This is a genomic window from Nonomuraea composti (assembly GCF_012034275.1).
Taxonomy (GTDB): domain Bacteria; phylum Actinomycetota; class Actinomycetes; order Streptosporangiales; family Streptosporangiaceae; genus Nonomuraea; species Nonomuraea composti.
The window spans coordinates 321880-341590 of sequence record NZ_JAATEP010000002.1; the positions used below are offsets into that span (position 1 = coordinate 321880).

The following is a 19711-nucleotide window of genomic DNA, read 5'->3' on the forward strand; positions in this document are numbered from 1 at the left end:
GAAGTCCGTTCCGACGGAAGTGGCGTCCCTGAACGGCGGCCGTGCGGGCGTGCAGGATCGAAGCCGACCGGATGAAGGAGTTCACCATGAAGACACTGATCGTCTATGCCCACCCGGAGCCGAAGTCGCTCAACGGCTCGCTCAAGGACCTGGCGGTGTCCACGCTGACGAAGGCGGGGCACGAGGTGCGGGTCAGTGACCTGTACGCGATGCGCTGGAAGGCGACCGTGGACGCCGCCGACTACGGCCCGTCCGCGTCGAGCCCGCTGAGGGTCCCCAAGGACTCGGGCCGGGCGTTCGAGACCGGCACCCTCACCCCGGACGTCCGCGCCGAGCAGGAGAAACTGCTGTGGGCCGACACGATCGTCTTCCAGTTCCCGCTGTGGTGGTACACGATGCCGGCGATCCTCAAGGGCTGGGTCGACCGGGTCTTCACCTACCGCTTCGCGTACGGCGTCGGCGAGCACAGCGCCGTCAAGTACGGCGAGCGCTTCGGCGAGGGCACCCTCGCGGGCAGGCGGGCGCTGCTGTCGGTGACCGTCGGCGGCCCCGAGTCGCACTACGCCGAGCGCGGCATCAACGGCCCCATCGACGACCTGCTGTTCCCGATCCAGCACGGGATCCTGTACTACCCGGGGATCGAGGTGCTGCCGCCGTTCGTCCTGTACGGCACGGACCGGACCACCGGCGACGACTGGCCGGACATCGCCAAGGCGTGGGAGCAGCGGCTGCTGACCTTGGAGACGGCCGAGCCGATCCCGTTCCGGCGGCAGAACTTCGGCGACTACGAGATCCCGTCCCTGAACCTGAAGGAGGGGCTGGAGCCCGCCGGCCGCTCCGGCTTCCGGCTGCACGTGCGCGCCTAGCCTGGGGGAAGGCCGGAGCCTTCCCCCAGGATCACTTCAGGCGGGGCAGCGGCACCTTCGACCAGTCGATGTCCGAGCCGAAGGAGAAGCTCGGGTAGGCGGGCTGGTTGTAGCCGGTCTGCTGGCGGGCCACCTCGACGCGGTACTGCGGGTCGTGCATGAGCGTGTACAGCTTCCTGTTCGTCAGCTCCGTGCTGACGTACACGCGGATCGCCGAGCTGTCGGCGGTGCGCACCAGCAGCTCCTCCCGCCAGTCGCCGAGCACGTCGGCCACCAGGCCCGGGTTGCCCTTGGTCCAGTTGTTGGTCAGGGTGCCCTCGGCGGTCAGCAGCGTGCCGCGCCTGTAGTCGTCGATGGTCGGCGTCTGCAGGACGGTGGTGGCGGTGCCGTTGACGAGCTGGGTGGTCATGTCGGCGGCCCAGCGGATGCTCATGTTCGTGCCGGGCGCGTTGCGGCCGAGGTACTCGCCGCGCGCCGACCACAGGCCCGCCTGTACGGTCTGGTCCGGCGGCATCGACGACCACGACTCCAGCCCGCGGACGGCCGGGTCGATGTCGCCGACCATGCCGCGGCCGGTGTCCACGCCGCTGTAGCCGCCGTGGATGACCTGGCCGGTGGCCGCGTCGCGCAGCGCCCAGCCGTACGGGGCGGAGCGGCCGCCTTCGTGCACCGTCCAGATCTCCAGGCCGGGACGGTCGGGGTCGAAGTCGCCGACGTGGAGGGCGTCGCCGTGGCCGAGGCGGAGGTTCTGGCCTGGGAATGCGCTTTCCGGAGGGGCCTGCGCAAAGGACGAGTAGAGGAGACGGCCGTCGTCGTCGATGGTGGCGGCGCCGTACACGATCTCCTGCCGGCCGTCGCCGTCCACGTCGGCGACGCTCATCGAGTGGAAGCCCTGCGTGGTGAGCGTGGCGTAGGCGGGATTGCTCCCGTCCACGCCGTGCGGGCCCGAGTTGAACGGGTTGGGCATCGGCGCGTGGCCGCTGTCGACGTACCAGCGCTCCTTGAGCCGCTTGCCGTTCCAGTCGTAGGCGACCAGCGTGGTGCGGGTGTAGTAGCCGCGCGCGAAGATCGCCGACGGGCGCCTGCCGTCGAGGTAGGCCACGGACGACAGGAACCGGTCGACCCGGTTGCCCGGCTCGATCCTCGCCATCGCGTAGTCGCCCCACAGCAGGCCGTCGTCGCCGCGGCCCGGCTTGTAGTGGACGGTCTGCAGCTCCCTGCCGCTCGCGCCCTCGAACACCGACAGGTACTCGGGACCGCTCAGCACGAACCCGTTGAACTCCCGCAACCGGTTGTTACCGCTGCGGCTCGGCGCGTAGACGTCGACGAAGTAGTTCGCCAGCTCGGTGGCGTCGGCCTGCGAGAGCGGATAGGTGTATTTCCGCTCGATGCCGAACGCCTCTTCGAGCGTGGCCGGCCAGCGACCGGCGACGACCTCCGGGTGCTCGTGCCATTGCGCGAACAACGCAACAACGTGGTCGAAATAGTCTGCCGCGCTCTTCCGATAATCGTCGGTATTCGCGTATCCGGCCTTCAGGTCCTCGCGCGGCATCGTGACGTACCGCTCCGACAGCACCCGGCCGTCCGCCCCATACCGGATGACCTTCGTGCCGGGGGCGGTCTTGAGCATCATCTCCGAGCGGCCGTCGCCGTCGAAGTCGTAGACGAGGAACTGCGTGTAGTGGGCGCCCGAGCGGATGTTCACGCCCAGGTCGAGGCGCCAGCGCAGGGTGCCGTCCAGCTCGTACGTGTCCAGGTAGGTGTTGCCGGTGTAGCCGCGCTGCGAGACGTCCTTGGAGTTGGACGGGTCCCACTTGACCACGTACTCGTACTGGCCGTCGCCGTCCACGTCGCCCACGCTGAGGTCGTTGGCCGCGTACGTGTAGGTCTCGCCCATGGGGGTGACGCCGTCGGCCGGCTTCTTCAGCGGGAGATCGTAAAACGTTTTAAGCCAAGGCGTGGCCGGAGCGCTGCGGCGGCCATCGCGGCCCTTGACGATCGGGGCGACCCGGTACTCGGAGGTGGCCGTGCCGGCGGGGTCGCGGTAGTTGGTGCTGTCGGTCACCGTGGCGATCGGGCGGCCGTCGCGGTAGACGCGGAAGTTCGCGCCCGTCATGCCCGCGGTGCTGTGGCCGGTCACCTCGTCGCCGAGCAGGCGCCAGCTCAGGAAGACGCCTTCGCTGGTGGAAGCCGCCACCAGGCCGCGGTCCAGATGCTCCAGTTGTACGCCACCGCCGTGGGCGCCCGCGGCGGTGATGGAGGGGGTGGCGGAGGCGGGGAGGGAGGTGAGCGGCAGGCAGAGCAGGGCCGCCAGCCCTGAGGCCAGCGTGCGGCGGATGCTGCTGGGGGGACTCATCGTGAGGAGCTCCGCTTGATTAAATCGATATAATTTTAGGTCGGAGGGTATTGGGTGTTTGTCAGGTATGTCAAGGCCTGAAGTTTCGGAATGGCCCATTGAACGGGTAATGGGAAAAGGCTTTTACCGGGTGAGCTGTACCGGGACGGTGGTGAAGTCTGCCGGGACGCCGTCGGTCACCAGGCGCTCCGCCGCGTCCCAGCCGCACACCCGGATGGGGGCGCTCAGGGCGAACTTCCGGGCGTCGCCCACCACGATCGTCCTGCGGGCGATGGCGATGAGGCGCCGCTTCGTCTCCGCCTCGTACGGCGTCGCCCCGTACACGCCCGAACCGTCGAGCGCCGTCGCGGCCAGGAACAACGTCCGCACACTCAGGTGCTCCAGCGCCGCCAGCGTCTCGGGGCCGCCGAAGGAGCGGGTGTCGCGGCCGTACTGACCGCCGATGCCGATGAGCGTGATGTCCGGACGCGGCGCCAGCACGGCGATGGCGGGCAGCGAATGAGTGATCACCGTGAGGCCGGCGTCGGCGGGGAGCAGCTTGGCGATCTCCAACGTCGTGGTGCCCGAATCGAGCGCCACGGCCGTACCCGGTTCCACGTGTGCGACGGCCGCCATTGCGATCGCGCGCTTGGCGTCCGCGGCCTGGGTGGAGCGGTCCGTGAACGGCGGAGCGGTCGCGTCCGCCGCCGTCGCGCCGCCACGTACGGCCCTGATCAGGCCGTCCTCGGCCAGTCTGCGCAGGTCGCGGCGGACCGTGTTGGACGAGACGCCCAGATCGGTCACCAGGTCGGCGGCGGAGACGTAGCCGTCCAGCTCCACGCGGCGCAGGATCGCCTCGCGGCGGTGCGGGGCCGAGGTGTAGCGGAGTGTGCCTTCGCTGCTCATATGAGCATTATGGCGCAAAGGTTGGCGCTTTTCCGCCAACTTCTGGACTTATAGTGACAACATGACGTCGTAACCGTTGACCGTCAGGAGGCCGCGTCATGACGCCGCAAGCACTGGTCGCTGGCTCGTGGCGACGTGACGTCGCAAGCGCCCGCCGGTGGGAAGTGACGACGTGACGCCGCAAGCGCTCACCGCCGGGATCGACGTGGGCACCACTCACGTCAAGGTGGGCTGCTTCGACGAGCGGGGTCGCTGCGTGGCCGCCGTGCGGCAGGCCACGCCCCGCGACCTGCCCGCCCTCGTCGCCGCAGTCACGCAGGGGCTGGAGGAATGCGCCGAACGGGCCGGACGGGCACCCCAGGCGATCGGCATCGCGGGCATGGCCGAGACCGGCGTACCGCTCGACGCCGCCGGGCAGCCGCTCACCCCGCTGCTGTGGTGGAACGACCCCCGGGGCGCGGCCGAGCTCGCCGAGCTGGGCCTGGACCCCAAGATGCTGTACGCCCGGACCGGACGGTGGCCCGACGCCAAGGCTCCGCTGGCCAAGTGGTTGTGGCTGCGACGCCACGCGCCCGAGGTGCTGCGGGCGATGCGGTGGTGGGCGAGCGTGCCGGACGCGGTGGCGTACGCACTGACCGGGCAGTTGTGCACCCACGCCACGCTCGCGGCCCGCACCCTGGGCTACTCCGTCGAGCACGCGGACTACGACGCGGAACTGCTCGCCCTCGCCGGGCTGAGCCGCGAGCGGATGCCCTCCGTACACGCGGCGGTCGAGCCGGTCGGCGGGGTGGTGGCGCGGGTACGGGGCGTGCCGCCCGGCACGCCGGTGGTGGTCGCCGGACATGATCACGCGGTGGGGGCGTGGGCGGCGGGCGTACGACGACCGGGGAACGTGGCCGACTCCCTCGGGACGGCCGAGGCCGTACTGGCACCCTCGGCCGAGCGGCCCGACCCTGGTGCGGGACTGGCGCTGGGGGTGACGGCCGATCCGTCGCTGGACGGGGCGCGTACGGTGCTGGTGGGCGGACTCGCGACGAGCGGCGCGGTGATGGACTGGCTGCTCGGCCTGCTCGCTCCCGTCGTAGCGGAGGGTGTCGCGGAGCCGGGAGGGTACGCGGCGCTGCCTCGGCTGCTCGCCGGCGTACGGCTGCCGACCGGGATCGTGGTCGAGCCGTACCTGCGCGGCCGGGCGGCCCCCGCGCCCGACCGGGAACGGCGGATGACGTGGGCCGGGATCGGCGCCGAGCATGGCGTCGGTGACCTGCTGGCCGCCGCCATCGAAGGGACGTGCCTGCACACCCGCTGGATCCTCGACGAGCTCACCGCCCTGACCGGCACCGCTCCCGGGCGCGTGGCCGTCTTCGGTGGCCAGGTCAGGATCCCCCTCTGGATGCGGGTCAAAGCGGCCGTGTCGCCTGTGCCTGTCGAGGTGATCAGGGCCGATGACGCCGTGTGCGCCGGGGCCGCGCTCGTCGCCGGGCAGGTGGGCGGGTCGCTGGACGACGTTCCCGTGCTGCCCCGGGAGCACGTGCCGCCCGACCCTGAACTGCAGGCTGCCTACCTGCCCCTCTACGACCAGTTTCGCACCCGATCGTCGCAACGACAGGAGCACGCATGACCAACCGACAGAGCATGGGGCGGGTCGCCCAGCCCGCCATGGGGCAGGCCGCCCGGCCGGGCACGCCGCAAGCCACCCGGCTGGGTGCCGGGCAGGCCGCTCAATACGGCACGCGGCAGGCTACCCCGGTGCCGACGCTCGACCTGCTGGCTCGTCCCTCCGGTGGGTTCGCCATGGTGGCGATGGATCAGCGGGAGAGTCTCAGGCAGATGTTCGCGGCGGCGGTCGGGGAGCGGGTGGGGGACGAGCGGCTGACGTCGTTCAAGCTGACCGTGGCCAGGGAGGTGGGGCCGTACGCGTCCGGATTCCTCATCGATCAGGACTACGGGTTCGGGCAGGTGGCCGCCGGAGGCATGGTGCCCGGTGGGCTGATCGTCGCGGTGGACAGCCTCCAGCAGGAGCCGGACGGGCCGGTGGAGGACACCGGGATCGACGAGCGGGTCGATCTGGTCGCCGCTCGTGAGGCCGGGGCCGTGGCCGCCAAGCTGCTGCTCATCTGGCGCGACGACGAGCGGCGGGAGCGGCGGCTGGAGATCGCCGCCGAGTTCGTGCGGCGGTGCGCGGACGCGGGGCTGCTGTCCGTCCTCGAAGGCGTCGCCCGACCGGACGCCGGCACCGCCGGCTTCGATGGGCCCGCCGGCACCGCCGGCTTCGATGGGCCCGCCGCCATCCGGGAGGCGGCCAGGGAACTGGCCGGGCTGCGGCCGAGCCTATACAAGGCGCAGGTCCCGCTTGGCGGGGCGGCGCCGGAGGAGCGGCTGGTCGAGGAGTGCGCGCGGCTCGACGAGGTGATCCCCGTGCCGTGGGTGGTGCTCTCGCAGGGGGTGGAGCGCGACGACTTCCCCGCCGCCGTACGGGCCGCGTGCCGGGCCGGGGCGTCGGGCATGCTGGCCGGGCGGGCCATCTGGAGCGACGTGGTCGGCTCGGACGACCTCGCCGCCGAGCTGCGCGCCCGCTCCGTCCCACGTCTGCAACGGCTGGCGGCCATCGTGGACGAGCACGCCCGCCCCTGGACCGCCCGATGAGCCGGCCTGTGACGGAGGGACGTTCGGTGCGCTGGCCCGTGGCGGGACGTCGTTCGGTGCGCCGGTCCGCGGCGGGAGGCTGTCTGGTGGGCCGACCCGTGGCGAAGGGCCGTTCGATGTGCCGGCCTGCGACCGGTCTGAGCGAAGGCCGTTCGAAGAGTCGGCTTGCGTGGAAGAAGTCCCGATGCGCCGGCCCGCGACGGAAGGAGAACGTGTGATGAGCCGTCGTTCTGAGGTGAGTGTGGAGCGGTCGGCGGGTGACGCTGGGGCGGTCATTGCGATGCTGCATACCGTGCCCGCGCTCGCCGCGCCCCTCGCTGAGCTGGCCGCTGAGGTGCGGCCGGACTCCCGGATCCTGCACTTCGTGGATGAGAGCCTGCTCCAGGACACCATCGCCGCCGGCGGTCCGCCGCCGCACGTCATGCGGCGGGTGGTGGCGTACGCGGGCTACGCCGAGGAGTCCGGTGCGGGGACGCTGCTGGTGACCTGCTCGTCGATCGGCGAGGCGGCCGAGCGGGCGCGGCCGTTCGCCGGGCTGCCGATCCTGCGTATCGACGAGCCGATGGCCGAGCAGGCCGTACGGGACGGTGCCCGGATCGGTGTGCTGGCCACGCTCGCCACCACCCTCGGCCCCACCACCCGGGCGGTCGAGCGGGCGGCGGTGCGCAGCGGGGTGGAGCGGGAGGTCGTCCCGCGGCTGTGCGAGGGGGCGTTCGAGGCGTTGCGGGCCGGGGACGGGGCCCGGCACGACGCGCTGGTGCTCGACGGGTTCAGGGAACTGGCGGGGAAGGTGGACGTGGTGGTGCTGGCCCAGGCGTCGATGGCGCGGATCGTGGGGGAGACGGGCGGCGGCGTGCCGGTGTTGTCGTCACCGCGCTCAGGCATCGCCCAGCTCGCCGGCGTCTGATCCACCGCCCGCTCGCCCGGTCCTGATCAACCGCCCGGCCTTCGTTGTCGTCGCCCGGCTCGCCAGCACCTGACCGGCCGCTCAGTATCCAGGGGCTGATCAGCCGCCCAGCCCGCAGCGCCTGACCGGTCGCCCCGCTCGCCAGGCGCTGATGAGCCGCCCCACTCGCCTGGCCCTGGTCACGGCATCACCTTGGTGTCCTCGCACGCGTCGCCACCAGGTACGACCGGGACATCTCCACCGTCAGGACGATGGCGACGACGCCGAGCACCCCGTGGTACCACTGCCACCCCACCCCGACCCCGATGAACCCGTCCAGGGCCATGATCCCGCCCCCGCCCACCACGGCCGGCGTCATGACGGCGAGTACCACCAGCATCAGCGCCCTGGGCAAGCGTCGCCCCGCCGGCGTGACGGTGGCGAGTGCGATGACCGCGCCCAGCAGGCCGGACGCGCACGCGAGCCACTGCCCGAGCGCCGGGTCGAGGAAGTAGCCCGCGGCCTCGGCGGCCGGCACGGGCGGCCCGCCGGGGAAGCCGAGCCGGGCCTGGAGGGCGAACGCGGCCTTACCGGTGGCGTACCCGAGCAGCAGGAGCGCCATCACGCACGCCGGCCAGCGCCGCGGGCGGTCGGAGGAGATCAGCATGGCCCCGACGGTAGGACGGGCAGGCCGGGCGCCACTCCCGTGCGCGAGGGAGACGCCTCCCCCGCACGGGGGAGCGCTCAGTCGGCGGACCGCAGGAGCATGGCCTCCACCTCGGGGCCGGCGTCGGCGGTGCAGACGTAGGTGGAGCTGCCGTCGGCCGGATCGACGTAGTACAGGGTGGCGCGCTCGCCACATTTCGCGCACCGGGTGGCAGGTCCGCCGCCGAGCTCGGCCAGGCCGACCTTGATCTCCGGGATGAGAAAAGCCATGCGGGCAGCGTAGGTCGTCAGCACGGCCGGGACTTCTGCGATGACGTCGTTCTTGCCGCATTCTTGCCGCCTAAATGGATCGATATGGAGGCGAAGGACGCAGCCTCTCGACCAGGTGTGCGGCGAGGACGGCCACGATCGGGCGGACGGCTTGTATCCGGGTACAGGCCGGCAGCCGCTCGATGGCAAGCTGTTCGTCCCGGGGATCGGCGGCACATCCTTCCTTATGGTGGAGGCATGCCCTGGGAAGCCATCGGAGCGCTCGCCAGTCTGGCGGCACTCCCACTGGCGCTCGTGCCGATCCTGGCGCGTCGGCGCCGCGGCAAGGCGCATCGCGTCGCCGCCGTGGCGCTCAAGGAGCTGGAGCGGGACGAGCCGGATGCGTCCTTCCCGACCGCGCAGGCTCCGGTCGGCAGGCTCCCCATCCGCGTGCTCGGCCGGGAGGGGGGGCTGGACGAGTTGCGAGATGCGGTCCGTACTCGTGATCCCCACGTTCATGTGCTGGCCGGGCAGGCGCGAACTGCGGACGACAGTGGACGGCAGGCTCCGCGTCCTGGGCCGCTCACATCCGGAGACCGTGCGCAGTCAGCGTGACCTGGACGAGCTGACTGGATGACGGACGCGCGAGCGGGTCGCGTCCCCTGCGGACACGCACGTTTCCAGGGGCATCAAGTGGCGATGTCCGGGTACGGCAGGCGCACGTGGGCCAGTCGCCGCGCGTACTCCCTCTGGAAGCCCAGCGGCGGATGGTCGCGCTCGAACATCGCGATGAACAGCGTCAGCGTCAGGAACGGGTGCGCGCCCAGCTCGAACAGCCGCGGGTAGTCGTGCGTGGCCAGCGCCTCGCGTTCGGTGTCGTCGAAGGACAGCCACGTGGACGACTCGCCGGCGTGGCAGCCCAGGATGCGGTTGGCGTAGCTGGACTCCCACCACCCGACGGTGGCGCGCGGTTCGGAGCGGTAGCGTTCCACGAGGTCGGGGTCGCGGTCGACGGTGAACAGGAACTTGTTCAGCAGGTACTTGCTCATGAGCCGCCGCCTCCGTCGGGGTACCAGGTGAAGTACGCCTCCATGGTGTGGAACAGGTCGTAGGTGTCGACGTAGTCGGCCTTACGGCCGTCGCCGGCGACGCCCATCATGAGCATGAAGTCCATGAAGCCGTGGGTGGCGTTGCCGGGCAGGTGGAGGCTGTCGAGGGTGACCTCGGCCAGGCAGCCCTCGATGTCGCCGGTGGAGATCCACTCGACGGCCTTGCGGTCGAACTCGGGGTCGGGGCCGTGCGGGCCGAACTGGCGCGGCCCGCCGAGCTCGAGCGACAGGTGCCCGGTGCCGATGATCGCGACGCGCTGCCGCGACGGCCACGACTCCACCAGCTCCCTGATGGTCCGTCCGAGCTGCACGAACCGTTTCGGCCGCGGCAGGGGAGGGGCGAAGATGTTGGTGTAGACGGGCACGATCGGCAGGTCGTTCTGCGGGCGCAGGGTGATGATCGGGCAGGTGATCGAGTGGTCGATCCGCAGCTCGTTGGAGAAGGCCAGGTCGAAGCCGGCGTCCAGGCCCTCGCGCAGGAGGTGCGCCGACAGGTCCTCCTGCCCCTGGCACACCATGCGGGGCAGGCCGAACTCGCGTTCCTCGTTGTAGAAGTTCGCGTCGTAGAAGGGGGCCTTGCCGATCAGGAACTGCGGCATGTTGTCCAGCCAGAGCTGGTGGAAGTGGTCGGAGCCGACCATGACCAGCACGTCGGGCCTGGCCCTGGTCAGCGTCTCCCGGAAGGCCATCACCTTGCGCACCCACTCGTCGGCGAACGGCGGGCGCTCCTCGCCCGTCGCGGTGCTGGCACGGTAGTAGAAGGGATGGTGCGTGGACGCGATGACGGCGACGACCTCAGCCATGCGGACCTCCATCGACGTGCTCAGCCATGCGGGCCTCCATCGGGGTACGGCTCGGGCGGGACGGACCGGTTGTTCAGGTCCACGGACAGGAAGATCTGGTTGGCCACCGGCCGGCGCAGCTCCTCGGCGAGCTGCCCGATCAGCCCGGCGGTCCTGGCGAGCAGCGCGAAGCCGCGCAGCAGCTCCAGCGGCAGCCCCAGGTCGGCCAGGGCAGCCCCGCACGCGCCGGCGCCGTTGAGCGGCAGCGTCCGGCCGAGCACCTGGGGGTGCACCCGGCCGATGGCGGCGAACAGCGACAGGTGCGGCCCGAACAGCGCCTCCTCCGCCGCGATCTCGAACAGCCTGGGCGTGCGCGGGTCGCCGTCCTTGTGCACGTGGTGGCCGAGGCCGGGGATGAGCCGGCCCGACTCGCGCCGGGCCCATACGGTCTCCAGGGCGAGCGCGTCCCAGGCGGTGTCGTCGCAGGGCAGCGGGTCGAGGCCGGCGACGACCGCGTTGAGGAAGCGGCCGCAGTCCTCGGTGACGCCGAGGAAACGCGAGCCGCCGCCGAGCAGCCCGGCCGCCAGCGCCCCCTGGACGGAGTCGGGCGCCGACAGGTACGTCAGCCGGGTGACGATCGCGGTCGGCGTGAACCCGTGATCGGCCAGCGCCGCGAGCACCGCCTCGAACACCCGCACCTCGCCGGGCGCCGGGCGGCGCTGCGTGGCCAGCCAGAACGCCAGCTCGCCGAACCCGACCTCGCCCATGACGTCGGCGGCCAGGTCGTGCCCGAGCAGCGTGATCTCCTTGCGGGTGGAGGCCCCGAGCGCGGTGGGGTACTCGGGCCGCGATCCGGTGGTGGACCCCCCGGCCCCTCGCGCGGCCGGGGCGGCATCCGCGGCGGCGTCGGTGGCCGGGGCGGCGTCCTCGGGTGGCCGGGCGTCATCGGGTGGCCGGGCGTCATCGGGTGGCCGGGCGTCCGCGGGCTGCTCAGGCATCGGCGCCGCCCTCCAGCCACTTGCGCAGCTCAGCGCCGTGCTCGTCCAGCTCGGGCGGCGGGAGCGCGTACCCGGCGGGGGTCTCGGAGAAGCGGATCGGGTGCCGCGTGGTCGGTACGGCCCGCTCGCCCTCGCCCACCACCACGACGGGCTCCAGCCCGAACCGCTCGGCCACCGCGAACCCGCCGTCGATCGTGTTGATGGGCCCGCTCGGTATCCCGGCCTCCACCAGCAGCGCGAACCATTCGTCCGCGGGCCGGGTGACGAGCCGTTCGACGAGGAGGGGCCGCAGCTCGTCGCGGCGGGCGGTGCGGTCGGCGTTGCGGGCGAAGCGCGGGTCGTCGGCGACCTCGGGGATGCCGAGCACCTCGCACAGCTTCCTGAACTGGCCGTCGTTGGCGGCGGCCACGATGAGGTCGTGGTCGGCGGTGGGCAGCGGCTCGTACGGGAACACGCTGGGGTGCGCGTTGCCCATCCGGAAGGGCACGACGCCGCCCGCCACGTAGGCGGAGCTCTGGTTGACCAGCCCGGTGAGCGCGGAGGACATGAGGTTGACCTCGACGTGCTGCCCCTGCCCGGTGGCGTCGCGGTGCCGCAGGGCGGCCAGGACGCCGATGACGGCGTGGTTGCCCGCCATCACGTCGAACACCGAGATGCCGGCCCGGTACGGCGGCCCGTCCGGTTCCCCGGTGAGGCTCATGAGCCCGGACATGGCCTGCACCATGAGGTCGTAGCCGGGCACCCGCGCTCCGGCCCCCGACCCGAACCCGCTGATGGAGGCGTACACGACGCCGGGGTTGCGGGCGGAGACGGCCGGGTAGCCGAGCCCGTACTTGGCCAGGCCGCCCGGCCGGAAGTTCTCCACCAGCACGTCCGCGCGCCGGGCCAGCTCCCTGGCGAGCCGCGCGTCGCCGTCGTCGCGCAGGTCCAGCGCGATCGAGCGCTTGCCGCGGTTGACCCCGAGGTAGTACGTGGAGGTCTCGCCGCGCGCGGGCGGCGTCCAGGTGCGGGTGTCGTCGCCCTGCGGCCCCTCCACCTTGATGACGTCGGCCCCCAGGTCGGCCAGCAGCATCGTGGCGTAGGGCCCGGCCAGGATCCTGGAGAAGTCGGCCACCAGCACGCCGGACAACGGCCCGTCAGTCATGCAGCTCCCACCTCATGTCCGCGTAACGGACGAATGTCCGTGAACGTGATCACAGCATGCGCGAAGCCGGGCGTCAACCGTCTTGACAGGCGATCGCCCGCTCATCACAGTGACGGTGACCGTATGGCGGACACTTGTTCGCAAGCGAGGAGCGTGCCATGAACGACTTCGAGGCGGGACGTCCCCTGGTGTTGCGCGGCGGCACCGTGCTCCCCATGGACGGGCCACCGGACGCCCGCCGCGTGCTGCCCGGCACGGACGTCCTCGTCGCCGGCGACACGATCGCCGCCGTCGGCCCCGGCCTGGAGGTCCCGGAGGGCACGGCCGAGATCGACGCGTCCGGCGGCATCGTCCTGCCCGGCATGATCGACACGCACCGGCACATGTGGCAGACCGCGCTGCGCGGCTACGGCGCCGACTGGACGCTCACCCAGTACTTCGTCTGGTTCTACCTGGAGTACGGCAGGCTGTTCCGGCCCGAGGACGTGCACGCGGGCAACACGCTGGCCGCGATCGAGGCCCTCGACGCCGGCGTCACCACGGTCGTCGACTGGTCGCACGGCCTGCGCACCCCCGACCACGCCGACGCCGCCGCCGACGCGCTGCGGTCGGTGCCGGGCCGGTACGTGCTCGCGTACGGCAACATCCAGCAGCCGCCCGCCGCGTGGGCGACGGCGCCGGAGCTGCGCGACTTCGTCCGCAGGAGGATCACCGGCGACGGCCTGCTCGGCTTCCAGCTCGCCTTCGACGTGCTCGGCGACCCGTCCTTCCCGGAGCGGCCCGCGTTCGAGGTGGCCCGCGACCTCGGCGTGGCCGTCACCACGCACGCCGGCGTGTGGGGCGCGACCGGCGACGACGGCATCAGGCTCATGTACGAGCACGGCTTCATGACCCCGGGCACCATCTATGTGCACGCCGCCTCGCTGTCGGCCGACTCCTACCACCGCATCGCGGCCACCGGCGGCTCCGTGTCGGTCTCGACGGAGAGCGAGCAGAGCGCCGGCCAGGGCTACCCGCCCACCTGGGCCCTGCGCGCCCACGGCATCCCGGTCTCCCTGTCCATGGACACCAGCGTCTGGTGGAGCGGCGACCTGTTCTCCGCGATGCGCGCCACGCTGGGCGCCGACCGGTCCCGCGAGCACCTGGAGGCGCACGCCAGGAGCGAGACGGTCACGCACGCCGCGCTGCGCGCCGACCAGGTCGTGGACTGGGCCACCCGGGGCGGCGCCGCCGCGCTCGGCCGCGACGACCTCGGCGTCCTCGCGCCCGGCCGCAAGGCCGACCTGGTGCTCATCAAGAACGATGAATCGCCCGTGTCGTTCCCGCTGCTCAACCCGTTCGGGCACGTCGTGTTCCAGGCGCAGCGCGGCGACGTGCACACCGTGCTCGTGAACGGGCGGGTGGTCAAGCACGAGCACCGCCTCGTCGGCATCGACCTGGCCGCCGCGCGGGCCGAGGTGGAGCGCACGATCGACCACCTGAAGGGCGAGATGGGGGAGGAGGCGTGGGAGAAGGGCATGAACCCGGACATCCCCACGACGAAGGTGCTCGACAACCCGTACACGTACACGGACTACCGCAGCGACTCCACTCACCGTCTGTAGGAGCCCCTAAAGTCGGATCAGGCAGATCCAGGAACGAGCGGGGACGTACATGGCACGTGGTGAGACCGGACCTGACTTCATCGAGGCCCTGGCCCGCGGCCTCGACGTCATCAGGGCCTTCCAGCCGGGCCGCCCGGTCATGTCGCTGACGGAGGTCGCGACGGCCGCCGGCCTGGCCCGCCCGACGGCCCGCCGCATCCTGCTCACCCTCCAGGAGCTGGGCTACGCCCGGCCGGAGCCGGGCGGCTTCGCGCTGACGCCGCGCGTGCTGGAGCTGGGCGTGTCGTACGTGCGCTCGATGAGCCTGTGGGAGGTGGCCCGCCCGCACCTGGAGGAGCTGGTCGCGCGGACGCGCGAGTCGTCCTCGATCGCCCAGCTCGACGGCTCCGACATCGTGTACGTGGCCAGGGTCTCCGTGCCGAAGATCGTGGCCCTGTCGGTGCAGATCGGCACCCGGTTCCCGGCGCTGCCGACGTCCCTGGGCAAGGTGCTGCTGGCGGCGCTGCCGCCGGCCGAGGTGGAGCGGGTGCTGGCCGAGCCGAGCCGCTCCGGCATCGAGCCGCGCTGGCGGCCGGACGCCAAGGAACGCGAGGCGGTGCTGCGCGCGGTGCGGGCCAAGGGCTGGGCGGTGACCGACCAGCAGCTCGCCCTGGGCATCAGGTCGGTGGCGGCGCCGCTGCGCGACGGGCTCGGCAACGTCATCGCGGCGGTGAACGTCAACGCGCACGCCGCCGAGACCTCCGTCGAGAAGCTGACGGAGGAGCACCTGCCGCTGCTGCTGAAGACGGCGGGCGCGATCAGCGCCGACTGGGCGGCGTACGAGGCGGTGCCGCACGTCACCACCGCCGGCTAGCCTCCTGGGTCTTGCCGGTTGGTGATTGTCGGCTTTCAATGAGCCCCAGAAGGGATCTTCCTGGAGGGGCACATGCATGGCTTACGGGCGTCCGCGGTCGTTCTGCTGATCGCCGGCTCGACATTCCTGGCACCTGCGCCATCGGCTCCGGCGGTCGCCGCCGGGCCGGCCGATCCCGAGCCGGTCTCCCTGGTCACGCTGTCCGTGCCGGACGCGGCGGCCATGGAGCGGCTCGTGGCGTCGGGCGCCGATCTCACCGAACGCGTACGCCCGCAGCCTGACGGCAGCGTCCGGATCGACGCGGTCCTGACGCCCAGCCAGCTCGCCGCCCTGCCGGAGGGCGTGAGCCGGGCGTCCGGCAGCCCGGCGCCGGCGACCGTGAAGGCCACGCAGCAGGACCAGGTCGTCGTCGAGCGGGCGGTCTGGTTCAGGTCCCGCGACGGGTACTTCCTGTCCGTCGAGGCCAGCAGCAGCGCCGCCGAGGCCGCCACGCTCACCGTCTCCTGGCAGGGCAGACGCGGCACCAGCGGGCAGGCCGAGATGGTCGCGTACGTGGACGCGGGCGCCTACCTGGGGCACCAGTTCAGCACGCCCGTCCCGGCCGACGACCGGCCGCTGCGCATCACCGTCACCTCCACCGGCGGCGGCACGGCGCAGGCCCGGGTCAGGGAATGGCCCGACGGCGCGCGGCCCGACCAGAACGGCCGCGGCTACCAGAAGGACTTCGTCACCCAGTACATGCCGCCCGCGCAGCTCAACGAGCGCATCAAGGCGCTGCACCGCCAGTTCCCCAGGCTCACCGACCTGATCGCGCTGCCGTACCGGACGAACGGCTACCGCAGGCACGCGCAGGCGCTGATCGGCACGCCGCCCGGCGCGGCCGTCGTCGTCACCTCGAACGCGTACGGCTCCGAGGGCGGCAACGACCTGTCCGTCGAGCTGGCCGCGCCCGGCGCGCCCGACCGGCCGCTGCGGGTCACCGTCAGCGGCAAGCTGATCACCGTCAGCCTGGCCACCGACGCCTCCGGCACGCCCGTCAGCACCGCCGCCCAGGTCGTCGCGGCCGTCAACGCCGTGCCCGGCATCCCCGTCAAGGCGTCCCTCTACCGCACCGACCCGGGCGCGGGCGTCATGGCGGCCGCGCCGCCTGTCCAGCTCGACGACTTCCTCAACGCGCCCGCCGACGTGCCCCGCGCGCCCGCGCAGGTGCTCGCGCTGCGCATCGGCGAGCGGCGCGACGGCTCGCGCACCGGCGTGCTCGCCTACGCGCAGGAGCACGCGCGCGAGTGGGTGACGCCGCTGGTCACGATCGAGGCGGCCGAGCGGCTGCTGCGCAACTACGCGCACGACCGGGCCACCCGCCGGCTGCTGGAGCGCACCGACATCTTCATCGTGCCGACCGTCAACCCCGACGGCGCGAACTACAGCTTCTACGACTTCAACTCCCAGCGGAAGAACATGACGAACCACTGCCCGGCGCAGCAGTCCGACCCGGCGCTGCGCAACACCTGGGGCGTGGACGTCAACCGCAACTACGCGGTCGGCTCGCTGTCCGACGGCTACGTCGGCGCCTCGGCCAACTGCCAGAGCGGCACGTACGCGGGGCCGGGCGAGCACTCCGAGCCGGAGAGCCGCAACGTCATCTGGCTGGCGCAGAAGTACCGCAACATCCGCTTCGCCATGAACGTGCACAGCTACGGCGGCTTCTTCATGTGGCCTCCCGGCGCGTACCAGCTGGACGGCCGGGTCACCCTGCCCCGGCCCACGCCGCAGGACGAGGCGTACTTCCTGCGCTCGGCCCGCACGATCGAGCAGGCCATCGCCGGTGAGCGCGGCACCGTCATCTGGCCGCAGCAGACCGGGCCCGTGACGGACGTGCTGTACTCGGCGGCGGGCAACTCCGCCGACGAGCTCTGGTACGACCACGGCATCTACGGCTGGGACTTCGAGGTCGGCGCCGACCTGTGGGACCCGGCGACCCGCACGTGGGCGGGCGTGGGCTTCCAGCCGCCGTTCGAGGAGGGGCATGCGGAGGCGATGGAGTTCGCCACCGGGCTCATCTCGCTCATCGGCATCGCCGCCGACTACAAGGAGCGGTGATGCGCCGCTCCCTGACCGTGGCCGTCGCGGCCGCGCTCCTCGCCGTCCCCGCCCCCGCCGCGCTGGCCGGCCCGGACCCGTCGCCCCCGGCCGTCCGGGACTTCGGCAACGGCCCCGAGCGGAACGACGTCGCCGCGGGCGTCCCGGAGCAGGCCGCCGCCCGCGCCGCCGCCGCGTCCGAGGCGCAGCCGTACGGGCACTCCCGCGACCGGGGCTACCCCCGCTGGACGCGGCTCCCGCTGCCGCCGGAGAACCCGGCCGACGCCTCGATCAAGCTCGGCCTGGTGCCCTACCACGGCATCGCGCCCCGGCTGAACGCGCTCCAGCAGCGCAGCGACCGGGTCAGCGTGGAGATCATCGGCCGCTCGTACCAGGGCCGCGACCTCTACCTCGTCACCGTCACCGAGCCGGAGAGCGCCGCCCGCGCGCGCGAGCAGGCCCGCATCCGCGAGCGCATCGAGAACGACCCGGCCGCCGCCGCCCGCGACCGCGGCCTGGCCGCGCGGTACAAGGCGCCGATCTTCATCAACGCCAACATCCACGGCAACGAGTGGGAGGGCACCGACGCCGCGCTGCGCACGATCGAGCAGCTCGCCACCAGCACCGACCCGGCGGTGGCCGGCCTGCTCGCCCGCACCCGCCTGTACTTCAACGTCACCGCCAACCCCGACGGCCGCGTCAACGGCGTGCGCCAGAACGGCGCCGGCTTCGACCTGAACCGCGACTTCGTCACCGCCTCCCAGCCCGAGGCGCGCGCGATGCGCCAGGCGATCATCGACACGCAGCCGGTCACCCTGCTCGACCTGCACGGCTACGTCAACGGCACGCTCATCGAGCCGACCACCCCGCCGCACGGCGCGAACTACGAGTACGACCTGTTCATCACCAACACCTACGCCAACGGCCTGCGCATGGAGGCCGCGGTCAACGGCCTCGGCTACACGCCGGACAAGGACGGCGTCGAGCCCGCGCAGATCCCGTTCCGCGACTCCGACGAGGGCTGGGACGACTGGCCGCCGATCTTCACCCCGCAGTACGCGCCGTTCCACGGCACGGTCGCGGCGCACACCGTGGAGATCCCGCTGGAGGTCAACGAGCCGGCCTACAGCGAGGAGCCCGTCGAGGAGCTGCGCCGCCGCGCGGCCGTCAACACCGACGTGGCCGCCGCCGCGGTGCGCGCCGCCTACGGCTTCGTACGCGACCGGCACGAGCGGCTGATCGCCGACCAGATCGAGGTGTTCCGGCGCGGCGCGGCCGGCGAGCCCGCGAGGACCGTGCCGCTCGGCATCGTGCCGGGGTTCGGGCCCGAGGACGTCTACACGACCACGTTCCCGCGCGCGTACGTGATCCCGGCCGGGGCGGGGCAGCGCTCGGCCACGGCCGCCGCCCGGCTGGTGGACCACCTGATCGCCAACGACGTGCGGGTGGAGCGGGCGCGCTCCGCGTTCCGCGCGGGCGGCCGGACGTACCCGGCCGGCTCGTACGTCGTGGACCTGCGCCAGCCGAAACGCGGCCTGGCCAACGTCATGCTGGAGGCGGGCGCCGACATCTCGCCCAGGGTGTCGGCCATGTACGACATCTCCGGCTGGAGCCACGCCCTGCTGTGGGGCGCCACGGTCGAGCCGGTCGAGTCGCTGCGCGCGCACACGGAGCCGGTGCGGGCCGCCGCGCCGACCGGCTCGGTGCCGCGCACGCCCGGCCCGCTCGCGCTGCGCGTCGACGACGCCAAGGAGGTCAGGGCGCTCAACGACCTGCTCGCCCAGGGCGTCGCGGTGACGTGGGCCGGCGGCCGGGCGATCGTCCCGGCCCAGGCCAGGTCGGCCGCCAGGACCGTCGCCGACCGCTACGGCGTCGCCTTCACCCCGGCCGGCACTGTGACCGGCACTGTGACCGGCAGCCCGCTCGCCCAGGTGCGGGTGGCCGCCGCCGCGTCCGCGGACGAGCTGTTCACCCTGTGCGAGCTGGGCTTCCCCGTCACGCCCGTCTCGACCGCGGTGCTGAACGCGGGCTTCGACTGGAGCGCCACCGACGTCCTGTACGTCTCCAGCGGGCTCAACCACGCGGCGCTGAACCCGGCGGCCAGGGCGGCGCTCGACGCGTTCCTCGCCGGCGGCGGCGTCGTCACGCGCGGCAGGACGGGCGCCGCGTTCAACACCGCCGCCGGCCTGCTGACCGCCACCACGGTCGCCGGCAACCCCGACGGCAACGGCGTGGTCCGCGTCGTGTCGGGCGGGGCCACCGGCGGCGGCTCGCCCGCCCACTCGTTCGTGTACTCGCCGCTCTGGTTCACCGGCCTGGGGCCGGAGGTGACGGTCGAGCAGGCGTACGCGGCGGACGGCCCGCTGGTCGCCGGCCACTGGCGGCCCAGGGCCGACGGCTCCGGCGGCGGCCAGGACGCGGCCAGAGGCCAGGCGGCCGTGGTCAGCGGCCGGGACGAGCGGGGCGCCGCCGTGGTGCTGTTCGGCACCGAGCCGATGTTCCGCAACCACCCCAAGGGCCTGTTCGCGCAGGTGGCCAGGGCGTTGTACTGGTCGTCGTCGAGCGCGGGGGCCGCCGTGACCACCCCATGA

17 protein-coding genes are annotated in these 19711 nt (G+C 72.5%); 9 read left to right on the plus strand and 8 right to left on the minus strand.

All coding sequences use genetic code 11. The features are described 5' to 3' along the window. The first annotated feature begins 86 nt into the window (after positions 1–86). Positions 87–866 (plus strand): NAD(P)H-dependent oxidoreductase, encoded by a 780-nt coding sequence (locus tag HCN51_RS04305; RefSeq protein WP_168006953.1) that lies wholly within the window; start codon positions 87–89, stop codon positions 864–866. 31 nt (positions 867–897) lie between these two features. Here HCN51_RS04305 and HCN51_RS04310 read toward each other — a convergent pair whose 3' ends face one another. Together HCN51_RS04310 and HCN51_RS04315 are read right to left on the minus strand one after the other, a co-directional pair. After that, the gene (locus HCN51_RS04310; RefSeq protein ID WP_168006955.1) at positions 898–3222 is read right to left on the minus strand and encodes a rhamnogalacturonan lyase; all 2325 of its coding nucleotides are present in this window, start codon (positions 3220–3222) and stop codon (positions 898–900) included. A 123-nt stretch (positions 3223–3345) separates the two neighbouring features. Continuing rightward, positions 3346–4107 carry a DeoR/GlpR family DNA-binding transcription regulator gene (locus HCN51_RS04315; protein WP_168006957.1) on the minus strand — a complete coding sequence of 254 codons (762 nt, stop codon included), beginning with the start codon at positions 4105–4107 and terminating at the stop codon, positions 3346–3348. A gap of 157 nt (positions 4108–4264) precedes the next feature. On the opposite strand from HCN51_RS04315, the gene HCN51_RS61075 reads away from it, so the two are divergent. The 3 genes from HCN51_RS61075 to HCN51_RS04330 all read left to right on the plus strand — a co-directional run bounded on the left by HCN51_RS61075 (position 4265) and on the right by HCN51_RS04330 (position 7657). Further along, positions 4265–5725, plus strand: a complete 1461-nt coding sequence (locus HCN51_RS61075; protein ID WP_168006959.1) for an FGGY family carbohydrate kinase — start codon at positions 4265–4267, stop codon at positions 5723–5725. Further along, positions 5722–6750 carry a hypothetical protein gene (locus HCN51_RS04325; RefSeq protein WP_206066540.1) on the plus strand — a complete coding sequence of 343 codons (1029 nt, stop codon included), beginning with the start codon at positions 5722–5724 and terminating at the stop codon, positions 6748–6750. Before HCN51_RS61075 ends, HCN51_RS04325 begins: the two co-directional genes overlap by 4 nt. A 217-nt stretch (positions 6751–6967) precedes the next feature. Further along, positions 6968–7657: an aspartate/glutamate racemase family protein gene (locus HCN51_RS04330; RefSeq protein ID WP_168006961.1), complete on the plus strand. Its 690-nt coding sequence runs from the start codon at positions 6968–6970 to the stop codon at positions 7655–7657. A gap of 187 nt (positions 7658–7844) precedes the next feature. Here the strand turns inward: HCN51_RS04330 and HCN51_RS04335 are convergent, their stop codons facing one another. Both HCN51_RS04335 and HCN51_RS04340 read right to left on the minus strand, forming a co-directional pair. Further along, positions 7845–8303 (minus strand): hypothetical protein, encoded by a 459-nt coding sequence (locus HCN51_RS04335; RefSeq protein WP_168006963.1) that lies wholly within the window; start codon positions 8301–8303, stop codon positions 7845–7847. Positions 8304–8380: 77 nt separating this feature from the next. Continuing rightward, entirely contained in the window at positions 8381–8572 is a 192-nt protein-coding gene (locus tag HCN51_RS04340; RefSeq protein ID WP_168006965.1) for a hypothetical protein, read from the minus strand. Positions 8573–8809: 237 nt separating this feature from the next. On the opposite strand from HCN51_RS04340, the gene HCN51_RS04345 reads away from it, so the two are divergent. Further along, positions 8810–9166, plus strand: coding sequence for a hypothetical protein (locus tag HCN51_RS04345; protein WP_168006967.1), 357 nt, complete (start codon positions 8810–8812; stop codon positions 9164–9166). Positions 9167–9240: 74 nt separating this feature from the next. On the opposite strand, the gene HCN51_RS04350 is transcribed toward HCN51_RS04345, so the two are convergent. Genes HCN51_RS04350 through HCN51_RS04365 form a run of 4 tightly spaced genes read right to left on the minus strand, consistent with a single transcriptional unit; the run spans position 9241 to position 12584 of the window. Next, positions 9241–9600 carry a hypothetical protein gene (locus HCN51_RS04350; protein ID WP_168006969.1) on the minus strand — a complete coding sequence of 120 codons (360 nt, stop codon included), beginning with the start codon at positions 9598–9600 and terminating at the stop codon, positions 9241–9243. Continuing rightward, positions 9597–10463, minus strand: coding sequence for a DODA-type extradiol aromatic ring-opening family dioxygenase (locus HCN51_RS04355; RefSeq protein WP_168006971.1), 867 nt, complete (start codon positions 10461–10463; stop codon positions 9597–9599). Before HCN51_RS04355 ends, HCN51_RS04350 begins: the two co-directional genes overlap by 4 nt. 20 nt (positions 10464–10483) lie before the next feature. After that, a complete protein-coding gene (locus HCN51_RS04360; protein ID WP_168006973.1) occupies positions 10484–11440 on the minus strand; it encodes a citryl-CoA lyase in 957 nt (318 codons plus the stop codon). Then, positions 11433–12584, minus strand: a complete 1152-nt coding sequence (locus HCN51_RS04365) for a CaiB/BaiF CoA transferase family protein (protein ID WP_168006975.1) — start codon at positions 12582–12584, stop codon at positions 11433–11435. The genes HCN51_RS04360 and HCN51_RS04365 overlap by 8 nt, the downstream gene beginning before the upstream one ends. Positions 12585–12742: 158 nt before the next feature. Between HCN51_RS04365 and HCN51_RS04370 the strand changes: the two genes are divergently transcribed. The 4 genes from HCN51_RS04370 (at position 12743) to HCN51_RS04385 (ending at position 19711) form a co-directional block, all read left to right on the plus strand. Next, a complete protein-coding gene (locus tag HCN51_RS04370; protein WP_168006986.1) occupies positions 12743–14188 on the plus strand; it encodes an amidohydrolase family protein in 1446 nt (481 codons plus the stop codon). A 49-nt stretch (positions 14189–14237) separates the two neighbouring features. Then, a complete protein-coding gene (locus HCN51_RS04375) occupies positions 14238–15041 on the plus strand; it encodes an IclR family transcriptional regulator domain-containing protein (protein WP_168006988.1) in 804 nt (267 codons plus the stop codon). A gap of 72 nt (positions 15042–15113) precedes the next feature. Beyond that, positions 15114–17141 carry a zinc carboxypeptidase gene (locus HCN51_RS04380; protein ID WP_168006990.1) on the plus strand — a complete coding sequence of 676 codons (2028 nt, stop codon included), beginning with the start codon at positions 15114–15116 and terminating at the stop codon, positions 17139–17141. Further along, positions 17141–19711: a M14 family zinc carboxypeptidase gene (locus tag HCN51_RS04385; RefSeq protein ID WP_168006992.1), complete on the plus strand. Its 2571-nt coding sequence runs from the start codon at positions 17141–17143 to the stop codon at positions 19709–19711. The genes HCN51_RS04380 and HCN51_RS04385 overlap by 1 nt, the downstream gene beginning before the upstream one ends.

Excerpts from the sequence above, each read along its gene's own strand:
- HCN51_RS04305 (WP_168006953.1), top strand. The coding sequence starts at position 87 with ATGAAGACACTGATCGTCTATGCCCACCCGGAGCCGAAGTCGCTCAAC.
- HCN51_RS04310 (WP_168006955.1), bottom strand. The coding sequence starts at position 3,222 with ATGAGTCCCCCCAGCAGCATCCGCCGCACGCTGGCCTCAGGGCTGGCG.
- HCN51_RS04315 (WP_168006957.1), bottom strand. The coding sequence starts at position 4,107 with ATGAGCAGCGAAGGCACACTCCGCTACACCTCGGCCCCGCACCGCCGC.
- HCN51_RS04325 (WP_206066540.1), top strand. The coding sequence starts at position 5,722 with ATGACCAACCGACAGAGCATGGGGCGGGTCGCCCAGCCCGCCATGGGG.
- HCN51_RS04330 (WP_168006961.1), top strand. The coding sequence starts at position 6,968 with ATGAGCCGTCGTTCTGAGGTGAGTGTGGAGCGGTCGGCGGGTGACGCT.
- HCN51_RS04335 (WP_168006963.1), bottom strand. The coding sequence starts at position 8,303 with ATGCTGATCTCCTCCGACCGCCCGCGGCGCTGGCCGGCGTGCGTGATG.
- HCN51_RS04340 (WP_168006965.1), bottom strand. The coding sequence starts at position 8,572 with ATGGCTTTTCTCATCCCGGAGATCAAGGTCGGCCTGGCCGAGCTCGGC.
- HCN51_RS04345 (WP_168006967.1), top strand. The coding sequence starts at position 8,810 with ATGCCCTGGGAAGCCATCGGAGCGCTCGCCAGTCTGGCGGCACTCCCA.
- HCN51_RS04350 (WP_168006969.1), bottom strand. The coding sequence starts at position 9,600 with ATGAGCAAGTACCTGCTGAACAAGTTCCTGTTCACCGTCGACCGCGAC.
- HCN51_RS04355 (WP_168006971.1), bottom strand. The coding sequence starts at position 10,463 with ATGGCTGAGGTCGTCGCCGTCATCGCGTCCACGCACCATCCCTTCTAC.
- HCN51_RS04360 (WP_168006973.1), bottom strand. The coding sequence starts at position 11,440 with ATGCCTGAGCAGCCCGCGGACGCCCGGCCACCCGATGACGCCCGGCCA.
- HCN51_RS04365 (WP_168006975.1), bottom strand. The coding sequence starts at position 12,584 with ATGACTGACGGGCCGTTGTCCGGCGTGCTGGTGGCCGACTTCTCCAGG.
- HCN51_RS04370 (WP_168006986.1), top strand. The coding sequence starts at position 12,743 with ATGAACGACTTCGAGGCGGGACGTCCCCTGGTGTTGCGCGGCGGCACC.
- HCN51_RS04375 (WP_168006988.1), top strand. The coding sequence starts at position 14,238 with ATGGCACGTGGTGAGACCGGACCTGACTTCATCGAGGCCCTGGCCCGC.
- HCN51_RS04380 (WP_168006990.1), top strand. The coding sequence starts at position 15,114 with ATGCATGGCTTACGGGCGTCCGCGGTCGTTCTGCTGATCGCCGGCTCG.
- HCN51_RS04385 (WP_168006992.1), top strand. The coding sequence starts at position 17,141 with ATGCGCCGCTCCCTGACCGTGGCCGTCGCGGCCGCGCTCCTCGCCGTC.